Origin of the sequence: Micromonospora carbonacea (assembly GCF_014205165.1) — a bacterium.
GTDB classification, from domain to species: domain Bacteria; phylum Actinomycetota; class Actinomycetes; order Mycobacteriales; family Micromonosporaceae; genus Micromonospora; species Micromonospora carbonacea.
Genome location: NZ_JACHMZ010000001.1, coordinates 6,279,683 through 6,305,001 on the forward strand (window position 1 = coordinate 6,279,683; position 25,319 = coordinate 6,305,001).

Consider the following 25,319-nt stretch of genomic DNA (forward strand, 5'->3'; position numbering starts at 1 on the left):
TCGCCGATTGATCATTCACTATAGTTCACCCTTAGTATTCGACTAGGTAGAACGCGTCCGCACATGACACTCCAGCTGTGACCGTGTAGGCAAACGGCGGGAAGGGAGTAAAGGCTGCTCCGACACCCCCCGCGATCCCGAATTGATAATTGCCTTCAAAGTCGGACTCGCCGCCTGCCACCCCCACCAGAGCCTCACCGCCCGACACTTGGGCGTAGGGGTTGCAGCCACCTTTATCCTTAATCTGCTGATTGGAGTAATTGATTCCAATAGTGGCGTCAACGCCTACACTCGGGCCTGCGCCGACCTTGAATCCACCCCCCAGCCCGAAACCTTTGTCGTCAAACTCCAAGCAGCCTTCCAGTGAGAACCCTCCGGCGACCACGAACCCTGCGCCGGCACACACGTTCACCGTACCGAAAGGTTCATCGTCGTCATCCTCAGCGGGGGTAGCAGGTGGCGGCGCCTGACAAGGCTGATCAACAGAGGAAAAGTCACGCACCAACTGGCCGCAGCCGTTCCGGTACCCACCGTCGCCACAAGAGAGGGCAACCGTCGGACCGAGACACTGCCCAGGGGCGGGGGGCGGGCCCCACAGGAATGCTGGAGCCTGGACAATCCAGACACTTCCCGGTGTTCCGGCCCCCGTATTACAGTTCACACACCTCAGCGGCGGCTTCGGAGCGCTTACTCCCGCACACCGTGCCGGCCAGCACGAATTCTTCTCCTTCGCATCCCGATTGGCACCTTCGTTGCCCGGATCATAGTCAGAACAGTCGATGTTGGGCCGAGCGCAGTCTTCGTCGATGAGGCCAGTGGGATCACTGAATGTAACTGGAGAGTTGCTTGAATAGGCGTAGCTGTGCCATTGCTGGGGATCTGTGAGATCCATGAGGGGGTCGACGCTAATGAAGCGGCCGAGGCTGGGGTCGTATTCGCGAGCTCCGAGGTGGGCGAGTCCGGTGGGGTCCTGGTCGCCGCCAACAAAGCCCTTGGCGTTGGGCCAGCTAGGCGTGCCGCCGCGGGGTTGGCCGAAGGGATCTTGTCGTCTGGTGGTGACGGCGTGGGTGGTGGCGTTGATAGCGGTGGTTTGGGTGCCTTGGTGGTCGGTGTAGGTCCAGGTGAGTCCAGTTGGGTTGCGGCTGGCGATGAGTTGGCCACTGAAGGTGTAGTAGCGGGTGCCGTTGACGGTGGTGGTGTTCTCGCGGCGGATCTCCTGGCCGGGGAGGTAGAGGGTGGTGCCGGTGGCATCACGACGTAGGAGGCGGTTGCCGTCGGCGTCGTAGATGTTGCTGCCGGCCGTGGGGGCATTGCCGGAGATGGCGGCCAAGCGGCCTTCGGCGTCCCAGGCGAGATTCTGTGACTGCGCGTCGGGTGGGCAGGCGTTGGCCGCGACACCGACGGGCCGGCAGGTGGTGTTGCCGGCGTTGTCGTAGCCGTAGTTGGTGACGACGGCGGGGTTGGTGCCGACTGTGTTGGTGACCTGCGTGACGGCGTGCGGGCGTGCCACATTCGGGCCACCGGTGGGGTGGGTATAGATACGTTCGGTGTTGCCGATGATGCCGTGGGAAACCTCTTGGGTGCGGTTGCCGACCGCGTCGAAGGTCCAGTCGAGCCAGTAGGGTGCGGGGCCGCCGAGGTTGGCGGTGGTGGGGTTGGTGCTGCAGGGGGTGCTGCCGGTGGGGGTCCAGGCGGAGGTGAGGCGGCGCAGGGTGTCGTACCGGAAGCACTGGGTTTCGCTGCTGCCGATGGCCGGGGTGTCGGTGATGGTGGTGATGTTGCCGGCGTCGTCGGGGGTGTAGCGGCGGTCGGAGACCGTGCCGGCGGCGGTCTGCGGCTGGATGGTGATGCGGTTGGCGCGGCGGGTCACGTCGTCGTAGTAGGTGGCGTCTTCTACGTAGAGGCCGCCGGAGGTTTGGCGGGTGGTGATGTTGGGTTCGCCGAACTCGGTGTAGGTCTGCAGGGTGACGTAGGTGCCCGCGCTGGTCGACGTCAGCGAGGTGGGCAGGCCGGTGGTGGCGTTGTAGACGGTCTCGACCTGTTCGTTGGGCAGGCCGGTGTTGATGGTGCTGCCGTTGGGCTTGTTCGGGTATCCGGTGTAGGTGGGTGTGCCGTCGTACGGTGAGTAGCCGTGACCGTAGGCCCAGGTGCCGGCGAGACCAGTTCCTTCGACGGCGGGGATGACGTAGTTGGTGGTGCTGGGTTGGCCGCGGGGGTTGAAGGCGCCGATCTGCCACTTGTAGATGTTCGTCGAGCCTGGTGGGTCGTACCGGTAGGACTCGGTCAGTTGGTTCTTCGCTTTGGCGGTAGAGCCGGTGTAGAGCTGGTCGTACTTCCACTTGGCGCGCAGCGCTCCGGTGGCGGAGTCGTCGCGGAGTTCGGTCTTGCGGCCGAGGGCGTCGTAGACGTACCAGAGGACCTCGCCTCGGGCGTCGGTCGTCTTTTCCAGTTCGTTGTAGTCGTTGTACTGGCTGGTGCTGGTTCCCTTGTCCGGGTCCTTCGCAGAGGTTTGGCGGCCCTTGACGTCGAAGGTGTAGGTCCACGTGTTGCCGGCATGGTCGACGATCGTGGTGAGCTGGTCCTTGCCGTTGTAGGTGTACCAGGTCGACTGGTAGGGGCCGCTGACGCCTTGGTTAGTGGTGTGCTCGCGCAGCTCCACCGTGCGGCCCTGAGCGTCAACGATCGTGGTGGTGGGCGTGCCGCCGGCCGGTGGAGTGACGGTAGTCAAGTCACCCTCGTAGGTGGTGTTGGTACGCCACTTCTCGACAAGATTCGTGACGCCGTCGCCGTGCAGGAAGATCTCCGCCGTGGCCCGGTTGGCGTTGTCGTAGATGGTGCGTACGAGTGAGGGCACTGCCCACTCGGGTTTCCACCACAGGGTGCCGGAGGGGGCGCCCGCCTCAACGTGTGTGTTGTAGCGAGTGTCGGCGCGGCCGAGCTTGTCGTAGATGGTGTCGTCTACGAGGGTCGCGTTGGGCAGGGCGCCGGCGGTCTGGGTCTGGCGGGGCCGCAGGAAGCCGTCGAAGAGTTGGTAGGTGGTGCGGTGCCCGCCGGCGGCGTTGAGCACTGTCGACGTGGTGTAGGGGTAGGCGTCGCGGTTGGGTGCGAAGTGGTAGGTGTACTCGACCGATGGGTTGTTCTCGTGGCCGGTCTTGTCCCAGCCGCTGGTCCAGACCCGCCAGACTCGGCCGAGGCCGTCGTAGGCGACGTCGGTGACGAGGCCGTTGAAGTCGGTGATCTTGGTGGTGGAGCCCCAGTACGGGTTGAGGACGGTGGTGCTGGTCCAGTTGTAGGGTGCCGGCCGGGTGGTGGTGGTGCCGGTGACGGGGCCGCCGCTGGCCGGGGTGTAGGAGGTGTTGACGACGTTGCCCTTGATGTCGGTGCTGGAGGTCAGCCGGCCGAAGGCGTCGAAGGTGTTCTGGGTTGTGGTCTGCCAGGTCGTGCCACTGCCGGCGGTCCAGTCCTTGAGCTGTTCGACCTTGGTGATCGCTCCTGTGGTCGGCGCGGTGTCGGGGCTGGTGGCGGCGTCGTAGTAGTTGCGAGTGTCGGAGATGATGTGGGCGGTGCTGGTGGGGGCGGTCGCGCAGGGTAGTGCGGTGACGGTGGACCGCTTCACGGCGGTGATGAGGTTCGCGCCGATGTTGCGGTTGTAGGTGCGGGTTTCGCACTTCTCATCGCCGGCGGTGTCGAGGCCGTTGTCCTGGGTCTTGTCGATGGTGCCGTAGGTGTCGGAGTACCAGGTCTGGCTGCTGGTGGTGCGCCAGCCTCGGTTGCCGTCGACGCCGAGGGCGGTGGCGTTGTAGGTCTTCTGGGTACGGACGAAGCGGGCGGTGACGGTGTCACCGTTGATGGTCCGGGAGGCGGTCGCCGGGGACCGCCAGGGCACGTTGACCGTTTTCGACACGGGCTTGGTGTCGGTGCCGTTGTAGACGATCTGTTCGCGGACCATGCCGGTGAACTGGTCCTCGTCGTACACCGTCTCGGTGCCCAGTGAGGCAGGGACGGTGACGGTACGGGTGGTGGTGGAGGTCAGCCGGTCTCCGTGCATGCCGCGCAGGTAGTGCGTCTCGGTGAGGGTCTGCGCGCCGGGCTCGTCACCGACGCGGGTCTTGACGGTGGCGTAGCCGCGGAACTGGTTCCAGGTCTTACGGTTCGGTTTGGTGAGGCCGTCGTCGTCGGAGTAGTGCCAGGCGGGCGCGCCGACGTATTCGTAGTAGGTGAACTTCGGTGGGGCTGCGCCGTTGGACAGTTGGACGTCGGACTCGGAGATGGCCTTGACGACGTACTTGTGCCACCACTCGTCTTCCAGATCCTCGCCCTGTGGGTCGTCAGGGTCGATGACCCGGACTGGGTAGCAGCGCTTGTCGTTGCTCTGTGGCGACGAGGGCAGGTTGGAGGCGGTGCACTCGGGCAGCGAGTACTCGATGTCGATCTTCGCGCCGGTCTCGGTGACGAGGTAGTCGATGCGCTGCCAGTTGTTGCTGGTGTTGTTGCTGGTCAAGACCCGGTTGGGCATCGAGACGGGGCTGAACGTGACCGGTGGCATCGTCACGGTAGCGCCGACGAGCCCTTCCTGAGTGATTTTCTCAAGCCACAGGCCGTCGTGGTCGCTGCCGTCACCGGTCGGCGGGAACGACTGGGTGAAGGTCCAGGCGTCGACGTTCTGCCAGTCCGGGGTGGTCTTCGTGGTGTCCCAGACCCGCGTGGTGATCTTGGTCAGGCGTTTCGTGGACCAGAAGGTCGGGGAGTAATTGCCGGGGCAGGAGGTGTCGTCGCACTCCTGGTCCTTGGGGGTGTCGAGCCAGTTGGCGTCGACGGAGCAGGAGGTGAGGCAGCGGTCGGCGGTGGTGAAGAGGACCTGGGCGGTAGGGGTGACGGACCGGTCGGCTGCCCCGCGGTCCCACGTTCCATAGTCGGCGCGGACGAGAGTTCCGCCGCGGACGTAGGAGGCATCGTCGTCGTCGTCAATGTTGCGGGCGTACTTGTTGGTTTCCTTGTTGTACCAGTACGACAGGGTGTTGCCGCGGGTGTCGATGACGTAGTCGAGGTTCCACCGCCACGCCTGGTCGCAGAACGACGAGCTGAACGTGCTCTGTCGGCACGGCTCGCCGGTGTGGTTGCCGGCCACGGGAACGGTCCAGGTGGAGTTGGTGGCGGAACTCTGGCCAGGCAGGTTGTGCTGGCCGAAGTAGTACTGGATGCCGTCGGAGGTGGTGACCTTCCAGTACTCGCCGTTGTTGTCGCCGTTGCTGGCTCCCGTCTCCTTCTTGATGAGGGAGCCGTCCTCCTCACGGGGGTGCCATCCCCGGCCGTCTTCGTAGACGAGTTCGACGCCACGCCCGTTGAGAAGCAGCGTAGCGTTGTCGGAGCGCCAGCACAGGTCACCGGTCTTGACGGTGTTGTTGGCACTGCCGGCCATGTCCTCAAGGCAGGGCACGTAGCGGCGCTCGATGTAGCCGGGCCAGTAATCGAAGCCCTCCCCGATCCAGGAGGGCTGGTTGTTGGTCACCGACGACCGCCCGTCCACGCTCGCCGACGAGTAGGAAACGTTGATCGACGGCGCGAGACCACCAACGGCCGGGGGCACCCGGATGGGCTGGGACCAGGAGAAGCTGCCGGCCGAGCCGCCCGCCGACCACGTCGACGACGCCTGCAGCGGCGTGGCCCCAAAGTCACCGGAGGGGCCCGAGGACCCGGCGGACAGGGCGATCAGGGTGTCCGTGGCGGCGGCCGAACTGGCGGCGGTGACGGGCACTTCCGCCGTTACGGTGCCGGCTGTGGTGTCGTTCGACGACCGCAGGGCGGTGACGCCGCATCCGGGCTTCTGCCCATCGGTCAGCGCGCAGGCGGGAACCCGCCACAGTCTGAGGCGGGACGCCCAGTCGCCCCCGTAGGCGTTGCGGAAGCCGGCGTAGTCGACCGACAGGGCCGCCATGCCGGGCTCACCCTCGGTCGCGCCGGTGACGCGCATCAGCAGGCCGTCGCGCAGACTCGCGGGGATGGTGGCCCGGTCGAGGATCTGGACCGTCACCGACGAGACCGCTTCGCCTGTCGGCTCTGAGCTGCGTGCCACCTGTACTGGCAGCTGCCCCAGGCGCACCGGTCCAGCGGTGCGGGCGCTCGGTTCCGGGAGGGCGGCGCTGGCGGTGGCGGGGGCGGGCCACTTCGGCGCGGGCAGCGCGTCCCGTCGCTGGATCGTGTGCGGCCATGCCTTGCCCTTGGCGTGGCCGCCGTGGCTGTTGGTGGTGGAGGTCTGGGCGGCGAGGTGTGGAGTGGGTTTGGCCTGGGCCGGCTCACCGACGACCATGGCGCTGCTCACCAGTGAGCTGGCCACCACGCCGCAGAGCAGAACGCGGAGCTGCGTGATACGGGTCTGGCGACGCGCGGCTGGGTTCGAGCGCATCACCATTGACGTCAGATCGAGCATCGTGTCTCCACCGTCCTGCAGACGAGAGGGGTTGAGCGGGAGATGCCAGGTGGGCGGATATGAGCACGTATCCGCCCGCCCGGGTTGAGGCGTGGTGGGTTGCTTAGCTTTCGACGACCTGCGTCTGGTACAGGGCGTTGATCTGGGCTGGGGCGAGGGCTCCCTGGAAGACGGAGATGTCGTCCACTCCGCCGTGGAGCCAGCCGGTGGTGGTGCCGTTGGCGATGGAGCGTCCCACCGTCAGCGGTCCGGCGGCCTGCCACGGGGTCCAGGCCGTCTTCATCGTCGCTGTGCTGACCAGGGCGCCGTCGAGATACAGGCGTAGCTCGCGTTTCTGCGCGTCGAGGACACCGACGAGGTGATGCCAGGAGGTGCCCGGTTCCGGTGCCGCAGCGGTGACGCTGGTGGTGTCGGCGGCGTTGGTGGCTCCCGCGTTCGCGGGCATGCTGAACTTCCACGTGCCGGCGTCGGCGGTGGCGCCGGCGACGTACTGCAGGAGGAAGCCGCTGTGGGTGGCCCCGTCCTGGGCGATGACGGTCTGGGTGATGTCGGTGCGGTCCACTCGCGCCCAGGTCGACACCGTGAAGGACTGGTCGGTGCGCAGCACGGGGGTGTTCGCCCAGACGATGTAGTCGACGCCGTCCTCGTCCGTCGTCACGCCGGTGATGACGGCCGAGCGGCCCGCTTCCTGCGTGACCTCGCTGTTCTCCCCTTCTTCGGGGAAGTAACGGTTGTCCAGTTCCAGGCCGTTGCCGCGGTTGCCGCGGGCGATGCCACTGCCACGGCTGAGCGCCAGATACCGGGCGAACGGGGTGCTGTCCTGGGCGTCACAGGTGTCGGCCTGGTCGGTGACGTAGCAGGGATGGGCTCCCCACTCAAAGTCCCAGCGGCCGACCTCGGTGGGTGCGAGGATGCCTGGTTCGTTGACGCCACCGGAGTCGGGGTCGGAGGCCAACTGGCCGGTGAAGTCGTGGTTGACCAGCACACGGTTGTAGACCTGCACGTCGGCGATCTGCCCAGGGCCGGTGTTGCTCTGGCCGGCGCCCCACTTGCCGTAGCCGACGTGGAAGGCCCCGGTGGCGTTCCACGTCGAGTCGTGACTGGCGGTGCCGGCCAGGGTTCCGTTGACGTAGAGGCGCATCTGCTTCTGTTCGTCGTCGTACACCGCGGACAGGTGGGTCCAGGTGTTCGCCACCGCGGGGGCGAACACGAAGTTTCCCTGCGTGCTGGTGCCGTCCGCGTTGTACATCGAGAATCCCCACTGCTTCGGGTTGGGGACGTAGTACAGGTTGAACCCGTTGGTGACGGCGCCGTCCTGGGAGACGATGGTCCTACAGCAGGTCGTGCCGGTGTCGGTGACGCGTACCCATGCGGCCACGCTGAACGACTTGGTGGTGTCGATGACCGGGCCGGTGGTCTGGGCCTGCTTCCCGGTGCCCGTCATGGCGGCGGTCTGTCCGCCTATCAGTCGGGCGTCGTTGTCCCAGCTGACGTTGCTGGTGGTCAGCGGCGTGTCGTTGGCCAGAGGGCCGGCCGCGTCGGTGTCGCCCAGCAGTGGCTGGTTGTCCGCCAACGCCGCAGTCTGGTCGTGCCCGGGGTAGGTTTCCATGCTCCACCTCACGACCGGGCGCGAGGGTTTCGCGACCTCGACCTCCTTGGAGCTGGTGTTGCCCAGGTTTCCGACGGCGTCGATGCTCCGGGCCCAGAAGATGTTCTTGCCGTACTTGTAGGCGAGGACGGTCACCTGGGCGGTCTTGACGTTCGGATCGGTGGGGCTGGTGACGGCGGGGACCTCACCGAAGCTCGGCGCGGCGGCTACGGCGGCGAGGATGTCCGGCTTGCCGTCGCCGGTGAAGTCGCCGGGGGTGAAGACGCCTCCACCTGGTGGGATGGTCCCCTTGGTGACGCCGACGGTGTCCAACCATCCGCCCGTGCCGTTGCCCCGGTGCAGGCGCACCTCGCCGGTGGAGTTCAGGCGCACCAGGACGTCGGTCTTGCCGTCGCCGGAGAAGTCGCCGCGGCCGAACAGCGCGGCGCCACCCCAGCCGGAACCGATGTTCTCCGAGACTCCGGTGACCCAACCACCGGTGCCGTTGCCGCGGATCATGTAGAAGGTGCCGTCGGTCTTGCGCCACAGCACATCGGGCTTGCCGTCGCCGTTGAAGTCACCGGGCGAGAAGATCCAGTTGGCGGTCGAGAAGCCCGTGCCGATTTGCACCGAGGTGGTCTGCAGGCCGCCGCCGACCGCGCCGGGGCGCATCCACAGGTTCTGGGTGGCGGCGTCACGGTAGAGCAGGTCGGGTGCGCCGTCGCCGGTGAAGTCACCCGGTGAGAACAGGTACTGCGCGGTGGACCAGTTCGCGCCTTCCAGGAACTCGGGTGAGCCCAGGAAGCCACCCGCGCCGTCGCCCCTGACCAGGTAGAGGCTGGCCGTTTCCTGCCGGCGGAACACGACGTCGGGCTTGCCGTCGCCGGAGAGGTCGCCCGGGCTGAGGACGGTGCCGTCGGTGTACCAGGCCGAGGCGGCCTCGCTGAACGTGGCCGAGAATCCGCCGACGCCGTCACCGGGATAGGCGCGCAGGCCGTACAGGGTGGCGGGCGGGCCGGTGAAGCTGTAGCGGAACGTGGCGACGTCAGCCGCGGTCGTCGAAATCGTGACGGTGATGGGTTCACCCGGCCCGGGGCCCGTATCCGGTGGGGTGAAGGTGGGAGGCGTGATGTCGGGCGGCGGCGGCACGGACGTGTCGACGGAGAACTGGCACCAGGCGGACCAGCCGCTCCCGATCTGGTACGGGGCGGGGTCGACGGTCTTCACCCGGAACGCGTAGTTCTTGGCAGTGACCACGGTGACCGTGGCAGTCGTGCCACGGGTGCCCGCCGAAGCCGGAGCGGGAGCCGGCGGTGTCTTTCGGGTGGGCACCGTGTCCGTCACCGCGCTCATACCGGCGGCCGGCACCTCGATCCACTCGTAGGTGCCCGTCAGTGTCTGTCCGGTGTCCCCGTCGGGATAGACGGCGGAGAACTTCGGGGTGGTGGTGCCGATGGTCACCCCGTCGACGGGACAGTCGACACCGGCGACCTGGAGCTTGTTCGGCTTGCCCGGTTTCGAGTCGTAGTCCACGACTAGCTTCGCGTTGGCCGGCCGGAACTTCTTCCACCGTTCCAGGTCCGACTCGTACTGGCCCGTGTCGTTGCAGGCGCAGAACCCCACGGTCAGGGTGCTCCAGTTTCCCGTCGCGGCGGTCTGGACCTGGCTGGTGACCGTCGAGCCGGTGAAGTTCATGACCATGTCGTCCTGCGGCGAGTCCGAACAGCCGCCCGCCTTGTTCGCATGCCCGTCGGTGGCGTCGAGCCACTTCTTCAACGTCATCCCCGACCACGACGCCTTCATCGTGGCGTTGATCGCGGGCGTCAGGTACATGTGCGCGGGCGAGTCACCACACGAGTACGAGTGGTACAGCTTCATCTGCACGTACGCCGACTCGATGTGCTTCCCGCCCAGGGCCACGGTGCCGTTGGTCATCGGGAACGTGAAGTAAGAGCGGAACTTCGCCCCCACGCACGGCCCTTCCGGGCTGTAACCCACCCGCGCCATCGTGTAGTCCGTGTTGGTGCAGCCGTTACTGGTGGCGTACGCCCACTTCGACTCCGCCACCGACCACGCGGGGTCGATGAACAGCGGAAACGTCACCTCGTCGGAGTCGAGCAACGCCGAGTCGGGGATGAGCTCCAGGTCCCCGCCCGCCGTGACGTTGGTGACCACCTCACCCGTCAGCGCCGCATCGCCCGCCGCCAGCGTCGAGGAACGCGCCGCGGATGAGCGGAGGGCCGAGCCGGCCGTGGAATCCCACATACGCGCCGGCTCGGTGCGAGCGATCACCGCCGCCCCGGCGCTGGCCTGGAGCGACCCGTCCGGCTGCGCATCAAGGTCGACGTCACCGCTCACCGGCAGAGTGATCTTGCGAAGGGTCGAGTTGGCCGCCGCCTGAGCGGACTTCACGACCAACACATGCGTGAACCCCGTGTGGGTGGCGTGGACCACGAGATCCACGTCCGGGAAGACCCCCGGGTAGGTGGCTCCATCGCCGGACAGAACCGGGGCGGGCAAGGCGCCCGGCCAGGACATCTGCAGCGTCTTACCGGAGCGCCGCAGGGTTACCAGCGGCCCCGTTCCTCCCCCGGAGAAGGCCACGTCCGCAACCGAGACCGCCGGCCTGACCAGACCATCGCCGCCTGCCTGCAACGTCAGATCGACATCGGCCCACGAACCGTCCTCCTGACGCGCACGCTGCGGCACCACCGCCGACTCGAACGACAGCCGACCATCCGGCTGCGCCACCACCTGCGTGTACTCGGAACGCGAGGACTCCACCGCCACCGGGATGTCACACGCCGCTGCCGAAGCAAGCGCCTCAGCCTCGGAAACCGCCGACCCGCTACACGACGGAGACGCCCCACGCGCCGGCGAAGCAGCGAGAACGGTCGGCACCGCCACTGCCGTCGCCGACAGGAGCAGCCACGTGACAGTCGAAGCCACAAGCGCCCCGCACCGAGGCAGCAGGCCCATCCTTTCTGGGAAGCTCCTGCCGTGACCATCGAGTCCGATGGGTGTCGAGTTGCCCATACCGTCCAGCACAGGGCCTCCCACGACGCCCATGGTGATCAATTGATGCGGGACTGTAGCCGAAATTGCATTCGGCAGCCACTACGTGACTTTGCGTAACATCACCTGGCCGGGCGGGGCAGTCACACAACCCGACGGGCGGTCGCCATCTCCGAACCGCTTCGACCTGCCTCGATCACTGAAGGTGACTCGGCACGCCCCACAGCGACAGGTCACCCTCGTGACACAGAGCCACCCGTTGCAGCGAAACCTCGACCTAGGGTGTGATCAATACGACAGCAGGAGAGAGGTAAGCGGCTTCTCTGGCCACGGCGCGCGCAGACGTTTCGAGTGCCCGCTTCCTTGCGCCACTCACGCACGAAACGGCCAACGCAGGACAGGTCCAATGGCGGCTGGACCTCGCCGCCGACCGCCTGAGGACCACCGACCAACCCGTCGAGTCCATCGCGGCGGCCGTCGGTTACCACTCCGCGCCGGCGTTCAGCCGCGCCTTCACCCGCTCCCACGGTGCCCCGCCCGGCCGTTACCGGACGATGCACCGCCCGAGCCGGGCACGAGGCTGACGGGGCTCATCGGCTCCGTCTGCTCCGGGGAGCTCCCGGTGAGTGGCGTCCCCCACGCTGACGGCCGACCGATCGACGTCGACTGCCCCGAGCAGATGGTGCCGGAGGCCGCAGCCGCCCGCCCCTGCCGACGGCACCGATCGCGATGTCGCCGGACACCGCGCCGGGCCCGGCGGCCATCCGCGCTCCGCGCGACACCGCCAGGATCAAGGCCGGGCTGGGCGCTGATTGACGGCGACGTCCGGTGTCCTGTCATCCGCCGGCGGTCGCACATCCCGTGTTGCGCCAGAAGTCCTCGTTGTCGAGCAGGGACTGGGGCACTCCGTCGAGTTCGAAGGAGTGACCCGTGACCGCCCCGGCGGTGTTCCTGACCCGGTAGCCGAGCGCGACGAGACGGTTCGCCAGGTGAGTCTCGACGAGGGCGTCACACTCGCGCTGGACGTCGTCGTCGGCCAGCGCCGGCTCGTCGGGCTGGGTCAGTGCCCCATCCTCGTCCTGGACAGCGAACAGGCAGCAGTGGACGTGCAGCATCGGCGGGATGGGTCCTGCCGCGGCGGAACGGGTGCCGACCGCGTGAGACACCAACGCGGCGACGAACGACCGCGCCGGGCGGACCCCGTCGATCAGCGGGACGCAGCGCATCAGGTGCTCCAGCATGCGGTGGATACCGGTGCGTGCCGCCTCCTCGATGGCGATCTGCGCCGCAGCGTCGAGCTGCGTCCACGCCATCGACAGGGAGCGGGGGGCCAGGTAGACCAGGTTGTACAGGGCCGGGTCGGGCAGCACCCGTACGCCGCTACGGGCGTGTCGCCCAAGCAGGACGTGCGTCAGGTCGGGTGCGTGAACCGGTGCTCCCGGGCGCAGGCCGAGCTGTTGCAGTGCGTCGCTGCCGCCGAGCCAGGCCGTTGCCTGGACGGGTGTCGTCTGGTCCGCCCGGAAGGCCTGCGGGGAGAGGCCCGGGTCGAGTAGTTCGGTGATGATCGCGGCTGCGTCGGACTGGTCTTCAGACATGTGCTCTCTCCTCGTGGGCGTTCACCCGCCAGGGCTATCACAGTCACGCCATCAGTGATCATCGTGGCTCACCTGTCAGGCTGGCCCTCACCGCTACAGTGTGTTGCTCCACTGTCGATAGTCGGGAGGGACGTCAGGCATGGTTACGGACTCGGACACCAAAGAGATCATCCTGACCTGGCAGCGGTCTGAGCAGCCCGGTGTCGTGGAGTTCGTGGTAACTGAGCAGTACGTCGGTGAGGTGCGGGCACTGCTGGCCGCGCAGGAGGTGGCAGTGCAGCGGAGCCCGGCGGCGTTCCGCACCACCGGCAGTGATCTCATGACGACCCTGGTGGCGGTGGCTGATACTCCGGCGGCGTGGGTCGCGGTCGGGATTGGGCTCAAGGCGTTCTTCGACCGGCACCGGGGCAAGCGCATCAAGGTCGACGAGGACGGGTTGACCGACGCCAGTAACTACTCGGCGCGGGACATCGAACGGATCATCCGCGCGCTCGCCCGACCCGACGCTACCGGGGACGGCACCGAGGATCCTCTCACCGGCCAGTGACCGGCCAGGCACCGGTGAGCTGCTACCAGTATCTCGACCGGGTCCGGGAGAGCGTGCGGAGGGCCGCCGAGGAGCAGCTGCGGCTGACCGCGATGGCACCGCGGCCCCAGGTCCACCTGTTCGTCGAGGGTCTGCGGCAGCCCTACGTCGGCTGTGTCGAGGCGCGGGCCTTCGCCAGCGGCACGGACGCGGCGACGGCGATCGGCGCGTTGGGCTTCGCTGCGGCGGCGCTGCCCGCCAGTCACCTGCTGGTGGTGTGGGAGCAGGTTGATCTGATGGCCGCGTTGGGGGAACCGTTGGTGGGTGGCAGCTCCCTGGTCGTCCTGGAAGCCACGGCCGGCGACCACAGCCTGGCCTGGTATCCCCTCCCCGCAGTCGTCGGCGCCGGCATCGGGTCGCCGATGCGGCGGCAGGCGGCTCGGGCGCGGCATCGGGCCCCGCTGCCCGCGCCGATCGACACCCTGCTGGCCACCTGGCGGAGCATCCACCCGCCAGATTTCGCCACGACCATGGCGACGTTCGCCGACCACGGGTACGCGTTCACGGCGGCAACGTCGCCGCCGCGAGTGACCCACAGGCCGGCGGACGCTCTCGACATCGCCCGATCTGCCGTGGGTGAGGCGCTCGCCACGTTAGCGCCGGAATCGGTGGATCAGGCTTGTCGGGCGGTGCGCGACGCCCTGGCCGTGATGCCGGACCACGACCCCCGTCGGGGGCTCTACCTGGTCGACCTCAGCCAACTCCTGCAACAGCGCTACGAGCACGGTGGTGACCTCGCCGACGTGACCGCCGCCGTTCGCGCGGCACGGCAGGCCGGCAGGTACCCGGCCGGCGACACGCCGGCGCGACGGCTGGACGCGCTGGGGACCGCACTGCGCATCTGGTACGAGGCGACCGGTGACCGCGCAAGTCTCGACGAGTCGATCGCAGCGTCTGCGGCGGCGGTCGACGTGCTGCCCGACCACGACGACAATGCCGCGACGTGCCTGGTCAACCTCGCCACCGTCCGGCACGTTCGGTTCCGTGCCACCGGCGACGTCGACGACCTCGACCAGGCCATCTCAGACGGCCGTCGCGCCCTCGGGTGGTTGCGGCCCGACGACCGGCGCTGGGCACAGGCAGCGATGATGCTGTGCAACTTCCTGGAGGCCCGGTACGCGCTCACCGGCGTTCTCGCCGTCCTCGACGAGGCGATCACGTTCGGCCGGGCCGCCGCGACTGCCCCCCAAGGTGTCGGTTGGATGCTCGCCGCCTACCACGCGAACCTCGCCCGGACGCTGGACGCCCGGTACCGGCGCACCGGCGAACTCCAGTCGCTGCACGAGGCCATCGACGCGGGACGCACGGCAGTGGCGGCGGTTCCGCCTGTTCATCCCGAACACGCGCGTTACCAGCTGGTGTTGTCGGAGTCGCTACACGCGCTGTTCGACCGTACCGGGAACCTGGTGGACCTCGACGCCGCCTTCGAGGCCTCGCACGAGGCCACGGCGGCGGTGCCGGCCGACCATCCGCTCCGACTCAACCACGTGGCGAGCCTTGCCGTGCTCCAGACGCAGCGCAGTCGCTTCACCACTGACACATCCGAACTGGACGACGCAGTCGGACTGCTGCGTGAGGCCCTGTCCGAGGCCCCGTCCAAGCATCCGCAGCGGCCAACGGCCCAAGCGGTGCTCGCCGACGCGCTACGGCTACGCGCCGAGCAGACCGGTGACACGACGGCCCTCAACGAGGCCGTCGACCTGGCCCGTCTGGCCCTGGACTCCCTGTCCCCCGACCACCCCCGCCGCAGCACGATGCTGAGCATCCTCGCGCACGCCCTCGACGCCCGGCGCACCGTCAACGCCGACGAGAGGGACTTCATCGAGGCGATCGACGTGCTGCGGACGGCGGCGGCGCACCGGACGGCGGCAGTGGGCCCACGACTCGATGCCGCCCGAGCGTGGGGCGACATCGCGGTCGCCGCCGGCCGGACCGACCTGGCCGCGCAGGGCCTGGAGACCGCAGTCAGGCTGCTGCCGCTGCGCGCCGCGCGGGGCCTGCACCGTACCGACGCACAGTACTGGCTCGGTCGCCTTGCCGGCCTGGCTCGGGACGCGGCTGCGCTCGCGGTGGCCGGCGGGTCCCCGCAGCGCGCGGTCGAGTTGCTCGAACTGGGCCGTACCGTGCTGACCTCACAGGCGTTGGACGGCCGAACCGACCTGGCCGAACTACGTGCGCACGACCCGGCGCTTGCCGACCGTTTCGACCTGCTCAGCGCGAGGATTGAGAGTGGGGGCGAGCATGCGGCCGAGGACCGTCGGAGGTGGGCCGACGAACTCGACGCGGTGGTGGCCCGGATCCGTAGGTCGCCCGGACTGGATCGCTTCCTCCTGCCGCCGGTGGCCGCCGACCTCACCGCCGGGGCTACCGCAGGGCCGATCGTGCTCGTCAACGTCAGCCCGCACCGCTGCGACGCTCTCCTCGTCACCCCGGACGGGATCCGGGCGTTGCCGCTGCCCGACCTCACCTCGGACCGGCTCACCGAGGTGGTGGCGCGGTTCCTCCCAGCGGTCCGTGACGATATCCCCTCGATGTTCCGCACCCGGCAGGAACGCGGCGACACGATCATCACCGACACCCTGGCGTGGCTGTGGGATGCCGTTGCCAGCCCCGTTCTCGATGCGCTCGCTCCGGCACCGGACGACCGGCTGTGGTGGGTGCCGACCGGTCCGCTCACCCTTCTGCCGCTGCACGCGGCAGGACGCCCGCACGGGCCGTCGGTGCTGGATCAGTGCATCCCGTCGTACACACCGTCGATCCGGGCGCTGATCCACGCCCGCGCCGCCGGCACGTCCACGGAACCGGGACGGACGCTGGTGGTCGGCATGCCCAACACCCCAAACGAGACGGACCTGCCCGCCGCACTGCGCGAGGCCGCCCTCGTCGCGGAGCAGGCACCCCAGGCCCGCACCCTGATCGGCCCGCAGGCGGTCTCCGCCGCGGTGATCGAGGCCATGGAGAACAGCACCTGGGCGCACTTCGCCTGCCATGCCACCACCGCAGCAAACCCCTCGGACAGTCGGCTGCTCCTGCACGACCACGTCACCGAGCCACTGACCGCTACGGGGATCTCCCGGCTGCGGCTGCGGTCGGCGTCACTGGCGTACCTGTCGGCCTGCGACACCGCCGTCACCACCACCGACCTCGCCGACGAGGTCATCCACATCGCGTCCGCGTTCCACCTGGCCGGCTATCCACGTGTCATCGGCACCCTGTGGAACGTCAGGGACGACGCGGCAGCGTCGATCGCCCACGACGTGTACGCCGCACTCACCGCCGGCCGGGCGGATCCGAGCCGCGCCGCCCGCGCCCTACGGCAGGCGGTTGCCCGACTACGCGACGAGCACCCGGACCGGCCATCCCGGTGGGCCAGCCACGTGCATCTCGGGCTGTAGGGCGGCGACACCGGCTGTCGGGCCGTCGTGCGCCACTGCCGCTGTCCACGACTGCCGCCGTGGACCGCGACGGGCGTCGCAGGCCCGCTTACCCCGGGTGGGCCCGCGTCACTTCTTGAACGCGATGGACCAATTGATCTGGTAGCCGGATCCCTGCAGGTCGAGGACGGTGCGTTCCAGATCCCCGCAGGACGCACGCCACGTCTCGATCAGCGCTTCGATGGGTGCGTGCAGTTTGACGTTCTCGTGGCGGGTCGGCTTCCCCCAGATCACGATAATTCCCGCGTCGTCTTGGGCTACCTCGAACGGCAGCCACAGCATGGTGTGACCATCGGATCGGACGTCGACGACCGACAGGCCGTGGACCGGTTGATGATTCGGCATCTCCAGCGCCAGTCGTAGGTCGACCTCTTCCCAGACCACGAATAGCCTGGTCGCGGCCAGCGCGGACGGCAGGCGGCCAAGGTCGGCGACCGCGGTGGCCGCGTCGGCTCCCCGGTAGAACGGCCGGGTGGCGATGTAACCGATGTACTGGTACGGCTCGTCCATGTCCTCGGCCACGATGTGCACCTGCGGCCGAGGCACCTGCCCGGTCTTCTGGATGTGCGCTTCGCTCTCGTCGAGGATCGCATTCATTACTTCACTGGCAACGTCGGGCATCAGTCCATTATGGACCGTTGTCCTATTCATGCCAGGGGGCGGCCCGGCCGCTTCGCCCCGGGCGTCAGCGGCCGGGCACTCCCCCGCCTGTCGGCCAGGTCGAACGCCGACGGCCGATGTCTGTCGGACCTGCCCCCGGCAGGCATCGACGGTCAGCACCCGAGTCCGCCGATCCCACTACCAGCGCAGGCAGGCCAAATGACGTTGGAGTACTAATACTCCAGCCGCACCTGCCTGATCTGGAGTTTCCGCAGTTCATCGCCATGGTTGACGCCTTCCCGGCGTCGGCCGGGTAGCTGCGGATGTCGATGCTAGTCGCGGGGTGAGCTGGGTGAGCGCACTTCCTGTCTGTTGTGGTCAGTTGTAGGGCGGGCAGGCTCCCGTGCTTGTGTTGATCGATGAGATCGTGGGCTGGCAGGCAGGGCTGGACGATCTGCTGGCGCGATTCGCGCACCGGTTCGGGCGTGCAGAGCCACGCCGGCAGGCGCTGGCCTACCTGGTCGGGTTGCTGTCGCACCTGGCCAGCAAGAACGGCTGGACCCTCGCCGAAGCTGCCGGTGACACCACGCCGAATCGGATGCAACGGCTGCTCAACAAATCCGTGTGGGATCCGGACGCTGTTCGTGACGACCTGTTCGCCTACGTGAACGAGTACCTCGGCCACGACGACGGGGTGCTAATCGTCGACGAGACGGGATTCCTCAAGAAGGGAATCAAGTCGGCCGGGGTGCAGCGCCAGTACTCCGGCACGGCCGGTCGGACGGAGAACTGCCAGCTCGGGGTGTTCCTTGCCTACGCCACCCCGGCAGGCCGGACCCTGGTCGATCGGGAGTTGTACCTGCCGCGCGGCTGGTGTGACGACCCCGCCCGCCGTGCCGAGGCCGCGATCAGCCCCGGGGTCGGGTTCGCCACCAAACCCGCTCTCGGCCTACGCATGCTCGACCGCGCCATCGCCTGTTGGTGGCCAGTTCAGATTCCCCGCTGGCGGCCACTTAGCGGGGAGGTATCTGGCCGTAGATGACTACTCAGCGCTGATCCCTCCCGGTGCTGCGCCGCGCACCTGGCCGAGCTATAACGACGTGATGGGAACAACGCCGACCCTTGTCGTCATCAGCGGACCGTCGGGGGCTGGCAAGACGACACTCGCCCACCTGCTCGCCCGGCGAATCGGTTGCCCGGCGATCTGCCGGGACGAGATCAAGGAGGGCATGGTCCACGCGGCCGGCGACTTCATCGCCGCACCGGCCGACGAGCTGTCCCTGAGGACCCTGCCCACGTTCTTCAAGGTGCTTCAACTGCTGTTGACCGCAGGCGTCACCACGGTCGCCGAGGCGGCCTTCCAAGACCGCCTGTGGTGCCCCGGCCTGCAGCCATTGATCGGGATCGCCGACATCCGGGTTGTGCATTGCCAGGTCGACGCGCAGACGGCCTTTGACCGTGTCCAGCGACGGCAGGACGAGAACGCGACTCGGCGTGCCCATGCCGACGCCTACCTCGGCGACCATCAAACCCATGCCGTCGGCCACGACGGCTTCCAGCCCATCCGGCTCGACGTGCCCGCGATCGAGGTGGACACCAGCGACGGCTATCGCCCTGGACTCGACGAGATCGTTGCCTTTGCGAACGCAGGGCGATGAGGTACCTGTCGTTACCTTGCGTAGCTTTGGTACTGGCCGTCCACGGGGAAATTCAGCTGGCCGCCGACAATCGCCGCCGGACTGCCAGCCCGATGGGTCACCGCCGATGAGGCCTACGGCCAGGACTCGAAGTTCCGCACCCGTGTGGAGCAGCACAGGATCGGCTACGTCCTCGCTGTGCCTCGCAACCAGCGCATCCCCACGGCGGTAGGCAACTCCCGGCCCGACGTCCTCGCCGCCGGCGCTCCCGTTGAGGCGTGGAAGCGGCGCAGCTGCGGAGACGGAGCGAAGGGACCGCGGCTCTACGACTGGGCTACGGCCACCCTGCCCGACACCGGCACCGACGGCTACCGGCACTGGCTGCTCATCCGACGCAGCATCGCCAACCCCGACGACCGTGCCTACTACCTGTGCTTCGGCCCCGCCGACACCGACGACGAAACCCTGATCCGCGTCGCGGGAACCCGGTGGGCGATCGAGGAGTGCTTCCAGAGCGCGAAGACCGAAGTCGGCCTGGACCACTACCAGGTCCGCCGCTACGACGCCTGGTACCGCCACATAACGCTCGTTCTGTGGGCCCACGCCTACCTCGCCGTCACCACCGCCCACGCCAAAAGGGGGACCCAGAACCTGATCATGAACAGCTCGTGCCCCTCAGTCTCGGCGAGGTCCGCCGTCTCCTGGCACACCTGATCACCACCACCCCACCCTTCGACCACGTACATCGATGGTCACGATGGCGACGCCGACACCAATTCCGCGCCAAACGGGCCCACTACCAGCGACGACACCGAATCCACCATCTGCGGCTGGAGTACTAAGCGACGCATTGGTCGCGTAGGCCGATGGTCGGACGCACTGGTTCATCCACGTCCACGATCGGGCGGACACACTAGACCGCCTCGAGCAGCAGTCGGGCGAGCTCGACAGGCATGGTGATCATGCAGTCGTGGCCGGTCGGTAGCTCCCGTACCCGGTCGCCTGCTGGGACGGGACGTAGGGTGATGCCCGCCGGCCGACCCTTAACGCAGTGGATGTGTGTGCGTGGGATCGTGCGCACGGCCGGGTTGTCCAGCCGGACCTGCTCTTGGAGGGACCGCACCGGGTGGTCCGACAGCATCGAGCGCAACCAGGCGACGTCGTCGGGATCGGTGACCCCGAACAAGCCGATCGGCGGCGGCTGCTCCGGCATCGGCGGAACCCGCCACCCGTCCACGGCGACGTCGATGAGCTGCTTGGTGACCGGAAGGACGTCGACCGCGCTCTCGCTGTCTTCGGGGACCATCGCGTCAAGGAACACCAGGTGCGCGATCCGCTGCGGGGCCCGGTTGGCAACTCCCGATATGACCAACCCGGCGTAGCTGTGCCCGACGAGCACGACGTCGTCGAGTCGTTCGCCTTCGATCAGGCCGACGATGTCGTCGATGTGGGTGCTGAGCCCGACCTCGGGGCCCAGCAGGTGTGCCTTGTCGCCGTAGCCGGTCAGCGACGGCGCGAGCACCCGGTGCCCAGCCGACTCCAGGAGCGGGACTATCCGGTCCCAGCTCCGCCCGCTGTGCCAGGCGCCGTGTACCAGTAGAAATGTGGCCATGGCCGTTTGGTTCCTCCTCGTGCCTCGGTACCGTTGGGTAACCGGAAACATCGTGATCCCTGCGACGCGCCCCCGGCAATACGGCACATTTCGGTGCCCCGGTTCTCAGGAGGTAACCAGTGCAGGACCCGTGTCAGGCCCGCGAAGTCCTCGGCATCGTCGGGGATAAGTGGGCGCTGCTGATCGTGCGCATGCTCAAGGACGGGCCGCAGCGCTTCACCGAGCTCAAACGGGCCATCGACGGCATCAGCCAGCGCATGCTTACCGTGACGCTGCGCGACCTCGAACGCGACGGGATCCTGACCCGCACGGTTCGCGAGGTAATGCCGCCCCACGTGAGCTACGAGCTGACCACGATGGGCCGGACCCTGCGCGAGGCCACCGCGCCGCTGCTCGAGTGGAGCATCACGCACCTTCCCCACATCGACGCCGCCCGTGCGGCATACGACAACCGGTAATACGGTCGAAGCGACAAGACGGGCAGTGCGTTCGGCACCAGATGAATCGAGTCGGAAGATGTCTTCATGAACTCCGCAACCGCGCCAAACCGCCTCTCTGGTGCTCGCCGATGGTTTCCCTTGCCATGGAACGGGCGTAATGCCGGGGCGGTATACCCATGACGCGCTTGAAGGCGGTGTTGAAGGCGTGCTCGGACACGTAGCCGAGAGAACTCGCGATCCGGGCGATGGTGTCGTCGCTGTGCCGGAGTTTCTCACCGGCGAGCATCATGCGCCAACGGGTCAGGTAGGCGATCGGTGTCTCGCCGGCGCGGGCGCGGAAGCGCTCGGCGAAGGTGGTGCGGGACATGCCGACGAGCGCGGCAAGCTCCTGCACGGTCCACGGGTGGGCAGGGTCGGCGTGCACCGCGGCAAGGGCCGCGCTCATCTGCGGGTCCGCGAGGGCGGCGAACCAGCCGATCTCGTCGCCGGAGCGGATGGACAGGCACAAGCGCAGAGCCTGGACCAGCATCATGTGGGCCAGGTGCTGGGCCATCAGGTCCGAGCCCGGCCGCGCCTCGCGGAACTCCTCCATCATCAGGTCGATGGACCAGCGCAGCCGGGAGCTGTCGCCGAGGGTCTCGACCAGCAGTGGCACCAGCGCCGCCCACCGACAGCGCAGACGCCGAATCAGTCAGCCACCGGCGGAAGGCGAGAGGTCGGGATAGGTCAGTGCGGGCGCGGTGGGGTCGGCTCCCTGGCCGGAGGGTAGCTCGGGGCAGAGACGCCGGTAGGGCTCCGACCCGACGTGGTAGGCCCATTCGCCGAGGGTCAGGTTCCGTCCCGCTCGGCGGCAGAGCTCGGCGGGCCAGGTGTCCGGGGTGGGGGTAAGGCGGGCGGTGCGGTCCCAGGAGGTGGTGGCCAGCGTCCTGCCGTCCGGGCTGAAGGCTACCCCCGTGACCCAGCCGACGTGACCGGTGAGACCGACGATCGTCCGGCCACGGTCGCGGTCCCACAGGCGGGTGGTGCCGTCCCGACTGCTGGTGGCGATGGTCTGCCCGTCCGGGCTGAACGCGACCGCGTTCACCTCTGCGGTGTGTCCGGTCAGGACGGACGCCACTCGACGGGCGGCAATGTCCCACAGCTGGGTGGTGCCGTCGGCGGGGGCGATGGCGAGGGTACGGCCGTCCGGGCTGAACGCCACCGCGTTCAGATGGCCGGTCCTGGGCGCCAGGGTAACGATGGTGCTGCCGGCGTCAGAGTCCCAGAGCCGGACCGTGCCGTCGGTCGAGGCGGTCGAGGCGGTGCTGCCATCGGGGCTGAAGTCCACGGCGTCCACCCAGCCGGTGTGGCCGGTCAGCACGGCGGACGCGCGTCGGGTGGCCAGGTCCCACAACCGGGCCGTTCCGTCGGTGGACGCGCTGGCCAGGAGCTGGCCGTCGGGGCTGAAGGCGACGGAGGCGACGCCGTCGGTGTGCCCGGTGAGGGTGGCCTTCTGGTGGCGGGTGCTGGTGTCCCAGAGTCGGATCCGGCCATCCTTGTGACCGGTGGCAAGGGTCGTTCCGTCCGGGCTGAACGCCACGGTGAAGACGAAGCCGGCCCTGGCGTCGAGGACGGCGAGCTGACCGTGCCGGGCGGTGTCCCACAGGCGGACGGTGCCGTCCCTGCTTCCTGTGGCGACGGTCCGGCCGTCCGGGCTGAACGCCACCGCGTCGACGTAGCCGGTGTGGCCCCCGAGCGTGGCGACGGACCGGCTCGTCCTCGTGTCCCACGTGCGGGCGGTGCCGTCCCGGCTGCCGGTCACGACGGTCGTACCGTCGGGACTCGTCCCCACGGCCAGCACCTCGTCGGTGTGGCCGGTGAGGGTGGCCAGGGGCTGGTGCGTGGTGGTGTCCCAGATCCGCGCGGTGCCGTCCCAGCTTCCGGTCACCACGGTGCGGCCGTCGGCCCCGAACGCCACGGCCCGCACGACGCGGGTGTGCCCGACGAGACTGGCCCGGGACTCGTGGGTCGTGGCGTCCCAGATCCGCGCGGTGCCGTCTGCGGAACCCGTGACGAGGGTCGTGCCGTCCGGGCTCAGCGCGACCGCGAAGACCTCGCCCGTGTGGCCGGAGAGGATCGTCGTCTGACCGGTCGCCGTGTTCCACAGCCGGGCGGTGTTGTCGTCCCCGCCGGTGGCCAGGATCAGCCCGGTGCGGTCGAAGGTCACCGCGTTCACCGGGCCGTCGTGGCCGACCGGCACGGGCCGGGAAAGGCTGGTGCGGGTGTCCCAGAGCCGGACGGCACCGTCGGCGTGCCCGGTCGCGATGGCCGTACCGTCCGGATGGAAGGCCACCGCGTTGACTGCGGCGCGACCCGTCAACGTGCCGAGGGGCTGGTGGGTGGTCGCGTCCCATAGTCGCACGGTCCCGTCGACTCCCCCGGTCGCCAGCAGGCGTCCGTCCCGGGTGAAGGCGATCGCCGTCACGGCACTGCCCTGGGTGAGCGCGGCGGTCGGGCCGGCGGTCCACAACCGTACGGTGCCGTCGTCGCCACCGGTGGCGACGGTGCCGCCGTCGGGGCTGTACCCGACGGCGGTCACCGCGCCGGAGTGCCCGATCAGTGGCCGCGCGACGTGCATCGGGGCCGAGAGTGCCGCCTGCGCGCTGGCCACGGTCTGCGCCGTCACGGAGTGGCCGAGCCCGGCCAGCGCCAACAGGTTCGCCAGGTCAGGCTGGGTCGTCAGCACCGCGCGCGACTGGGCGGCCAGACTGCTGGCGACGGCGAGGTCGCGTTGGGCATTCGCCGTGACGGTCTGTACCCCGGCGAGGACGGCCAGCAGGCTGACCGTGACCAGGCCCGTGACCAGGCTGCCGATGGTGACCCGCAGCCGCCGCCGGCGGCGGGCGTGGTCGCGGTTCTGCCGGGCCAGGCTGGCGGCGAGGAAATCGCGTTCGGTCCCGTTGAGGGATTCGGTGTCCCGGTCGGCCCAGCCCGCGAGCAGGCTGCCCCAGTACAGGAACGCGTCGTCCTCGCCGTGCGTCGCCCAGTCGGTGGCGGCACCGGTGAGGCGGCGGTGGGCGCGTAGCGACTCGCGGTCGGCGGCGAGCCAGTCCCGAAGCGTCGGCCAGCCCCGGATGAGCGCCTCGTGGGCGATCTCCACGGTCTCCTCGCCGATCGTCACCAACCGGGCCGCCGCGAGGCGTTCCAGGACGTGCGCGGTGACGGCGTCGTCGCCGAGCTCCGCGCGGGGGACTCGCCGGCGGGTGTCTTCGGTGCCGTCGCCCAGCGCGGTCAGCCGTAGCAGGATCCGCCGGACCGCCCGGCGGTGCTCCTCGTCCAGCTCCCCGAACACCCGATCGGCCGACTGCGCGAGCGCGCCGTCCAGGCCGCCGGCCGCCTCGTAGCCGGCCAGGAACAGCCCGGCGCCGCGCCGCCGCCGCCAGGTCTCCCACAGGGCGTGGGAGACGAACGGCAACACCGCCGGCCGGGACGCCGCCTCGGCGATGATCGTGGCGACGAGGGTCTTCTCCACCATCAGCCCGGCCCGGGCCGCCGGTTCGGTGACGACGACCGACAGCTCCTCGGGCGTCATCGGGCCGACCAGCAGCTGCGCGTCCTGCAGCGCCGCCACCAGCTCGGGCACGCGGGCGCAGTGCGCGTAGAAATCGGCCCGCAACCCGATCACCACCCAGGTGCGGCCGCCCACCTCGCCCGCCACCGCGAGCAACGCGCGGATGAAGGTCTCCCGCTCGGACTCGTCCGCACAGAGGGAGAACACCTCCTCGAACTGGTCGACGATCAGCAGACTGTCGGCGCCCGGGGCCACCGGGTTGTCCGCCAGCTCCCGCACCGGGTGGGCACCGGGGGTGATCACCACGGTCCGCAGATCCTCGTTCGCGCACCAGGCCGGCAGTAGCCCGGCCCGCAGCAGGGACGACTTACCCGAGCCCGACGGCCCGACCACCGCGACGAACCGGTGCCGGGCCAGCCGGTCCGTGAGGTCGGCGACGAGGCGGTCCCGACCGCAGAACAGGTCCGCGTCGTCGGGTCCGTAGGCGGCCAGGCCCAGGTACGGCGGCCGGTCCCCGACCTGATCGGGGGCACCGGTCGCCGGTGGCGCCGCAGCGTCCAGTTCCGCGACCGCACTCCGCCAGTGGGCCGTCCACTCTTCGGGGTCGCCATCGCAGGCGCGGGCGTACGCCACCGCCACCGCCAGGGTCGGCAGCCGGTCGCCCGCAGCGGCCTGCGCCAGCGCGGTTGCCGAGTAGTGCGCCCGCTTGGCCAACGCGCGGTACGTCGGATTGCCCGCTGACTGCCGCAGCTCCCGTAAGGCGAGGGCGAACCGCTGCACCGGCCCCTCGCCCGGATCCACCGGACGCTCCGGACGCGGCATTTCCCACCTCCAA

13 protein-coding genes and 1 pseudogene are annotated in these 25,319 nt (G+C 68.9%); 7 read left to right on the forward strand and 7 right to left on the reverse strand.

Features of this window, described 5'->3' with window-relative positions:
• Window positions 1–31: 31 nt before the first annotated feature.
• Both HDA31_RS26165 and HDA31_RS26170 read right to left on the reverse strand, forming a co-directional pair.
• Window positions 32–6,427: an RHS repeat domain-containing protein gene (locus HDA31_RS26165; RefSeq protein ID WP_246384329.1), complete on the reverse strand. Its 6,396-nt coding sequence runs from the start codon at window positions 6,425–6,427 to the stop codon at window positions 32–34.
• 103 nt (window positions 6,428–6,530) lie between these two features.
• A complete protein-coding gene (locus HDA31_RS26170; RefSeq protein ID WP_178063188.1) occupies window positions 6,531–10,994 on the reverse strand; it encodes a LamG-like jellyroll fold domain-containing protein in 4,464 nt (1,487 codons plus the stop codon).
• Window positions 10,995–11,353: 359 nt separating this feature from the next.
• On the opposite strand from HDA31_RS26170, the gene HDA31_RS26175 reads away from it, so the two are divergent.
• A complete protein-coding gene (locus HDA31_RS26175; RefSeq protein ID WP_178067075.1) occupies window positions 11,354–11,614 on the forward strand; it encodes a helix-turn-helix domain-containing protein in 261 nt (86 codons plus the stop codon).
• 252 nt (window positions 11,615–11,866) lie between these two features.
• Here HDA31_RS26175 and HDA31_RS26180 read toward each other — a convergent pair whose 3' ends face one another.
• The gene (locus tag HDA31_RS26180; RefSeq protein WP_178063187.1) at window positions 11,867–12,625 is read right to left on the reverse strand and encodes a relaxase domain-containing protein; all 759 of its coding nucleotides are present in this window, start codon (window positions 12,623–12,625) and stop codon (window positions 11,867–11,869) included.
• A 139-nt stretch (window positions 12,626–12,764) separates the two neighbouring features.
• Here HDA31_RS26180 and HDA31_RS26185 point away from each other — a divergent pair, with 139 nt between their 5' ends.
• Both HDA31_RS26185 and HDA31_RS33225 read left to right on the forward strand, forming a co-directional pair.
• Window positions 12,765–13,172: a hypothetical protein gene (locus HDA31_RS26185; protein WP_178063186.1), complete on the forward strand. Its 408-nt coding sequence runs from the start codon at window positions 12,765–12,767 to the stop codon at window positions 13,170–13,172.
• Window positions 13,169–16,606: a CHAT domain-containing protein gene (locus HDA31_RS33225; RefSeq protein WP_178063185.1), complete on the forward strand. Its 3,438-nt coding sequence runs from the start codon at window positions 13,169–13,171 to the stop codon at window positions 16,604–16,606. The genes HDA31_RS26185 and HDA31_RS33225 overlap by 4 nt, the downstream gene beginning before the upstream one ends.
• A 108-nt stretch (window positions 16,607–16,714) precedes the next feature.
• Here HDA31_RS33225 and HDA31_RS26195 read toward each other — a convergent pair whose 3' ends face one another.
• Window positions 16,715–17,266, reverse strand: coding sequence for a hypothetical protein (locus HDA31_RS26195; protein WP_178063184.1), 552 nt, complete (start codon window positions 17,264–17,266; stop codon window positions 16,715–16,717).
• Window positions 17,267–17,648: 382 nt separating this feature from the next.
• Between HDA31_RS26195 and HDA31_RS26200 the strand changes: the two are divergent.
• From HDA31_RS26200 to HDA31_RS26210, 3 genes and pseudogenes are all read left to right on the forward strand, one after another.
• Window positions 17,649–18,218, forward strand: a pseudogene (locus tag HDA31_RS26200) (IS701 family transposase); the annotation flags it as partial.
• Between the two features lie 130 nt (window positions 18,219–18,348).
• On the forward strand, window positions 18,349–18,903 hold the full coding sequence (locus HDA31_RS26205; RefSeq protein ID WP_178063183.1) for a P-loop nucleotide/nucleoside kinase family protein: 555 nt from the start codon (window positions 18,349–18,351) through the stop codon (window positions 18,901–18,903).
• Window positions 18,904–18,984: 81 nt separating this feature from the next.
• Window positions 18,985–19,596, forward strand: coding sequence for an IS701 family transposase (locus HDA31_RS26210; RefSeq protein WP_260422583.1), 612 nt, complete (start codon window positions 18,985–18,987; stop codon window positions 19,594–19,596).
• A 199-nt stretch (window positions 19,597–19,795) separates the two neighbouring features.
• Here HDA31_RS26210 and HDA31_RS26215 read toward each other — a convergent pair whose 3' ends face one another.
• Window positions 19,796–20,545, reverse strand: a complete 750-nt coding sequence (locus tag HDA31_RS26215; RefSeq protein WP_311774374.1) for an alpha/beta hydrolase — start codon at window positions 20,543–20,545, stop codon at window positions 19,796–19,798.
• 68 nt (window positions 20,546–20,613) lie between these two features.
• Here HDA31_RS26215 and HDA31_RS26220 point away from each other — a divergent pair, with 68 nt between their 5' ends.
• Window positions 20,614–20,952: a winged helix-turn-helix transcriptional regulator gene (locus tag HDA31_RS26220; RefSeq protein WP_178063181.1), complete on the forward strand. Its 339-nt coding sequence runs from the start codon at window positions 20,614–20,616 to the stop codon at window positions 20,950–20,952.
• Window positions 20,953–21,016: 64 nt separating this feature from the next.
• On the opposite strand, the gene HDA31_RS26225 is transcribed toward HDA31_RS26220, so the two are convergent.
• Both HDA31_RS26225 and HDA31_RS26230 read right to left on the reverse strand, forming a co-directional pair.
• Window positions 21,017–21,589, reverse strand: coding sequence for an AraC family transcriptional regulator (locus HDA31_RS26225; RefSeq protein ID WP_246384326.1), 573 nt, complete (start codon window positions 21,587–21,589; stop codon window positions 21,017–21,019).
• Between the two features lie 36 nt (window positions 21,590–21,625).
• Window positions 21,626–25,306: a WD40 repeat domain-containing protein gene (locus HDA31_RS26230; protein WP_178063180.1), complete on the reverse strand. Its 3,681-nt coding sequence runs from the start codon at window positions 25,304–25,306 to the stop codon at window positions 21,626–21,628.
• Window positions 25,307–25,319 lie beyond the last annotated feature (13 nt).

Bases quoted from the DNA above. Each gene is read 5' to 3' on its own strand.
- HDA31_RS26165 (WP_246384329.1), bottom strand. From the start codon at position 6,427: ATGCTCGATCTGACGTCAATGGTGATGCGCTCGAACCCAGCCGCGCGT.
- HDA31_RS26170 (WP_178063188.1), bottom strand. From the start codon at position 10,994: ATGGGCCTGCTGCCTCGGTGCGGGGCGCTTGTGGCTTCGACTGTCACG.
- HDA31_RS26180 (WP_178063187.1), bottom strand. From the start codon at position 12,625: ATGTCTGAAGACCAGTCCGACGCAGCCGCGATCATCACCGAACTACTC.
- HDA31_RS26185 (WP_178063186.1), top strand. From the start codon at position 12,765: ATGGTTACGGACTCGGACACCAAAGAGATCATCCTGACCTGGCAGCGG.
- HDA31_RS26195 (WP_178063184.1), bottom strand. From the start codon at position 17,266: ATGCCCGACGTTGCCAGTGAAGTAATGAATGCGATCCTCGACGAGAGC.
- HDA31_RS26205 (WP_178063183.1), top strand. From the start codon at position 18,349: ATGGGAACAACGCCGACCCTTGTCGTCATCAGCGGACCGTCGGGGGCT.
- HDA31_RS26215 (WP_311774374.1), bottom strand. From the start codon at position 20,545: ATGTTTCCGGTTACCCAACGGTACCGAGGCACGAGGAGGAACCAAACG.
- HDA31_RS26230 (WP_178063180.1), bottom strand. From the start codon at position 25,306: ATGCCGCGTCCGGAGCGTCCGGTGGATCCGGGCGAGGGGCCGGTGCAG.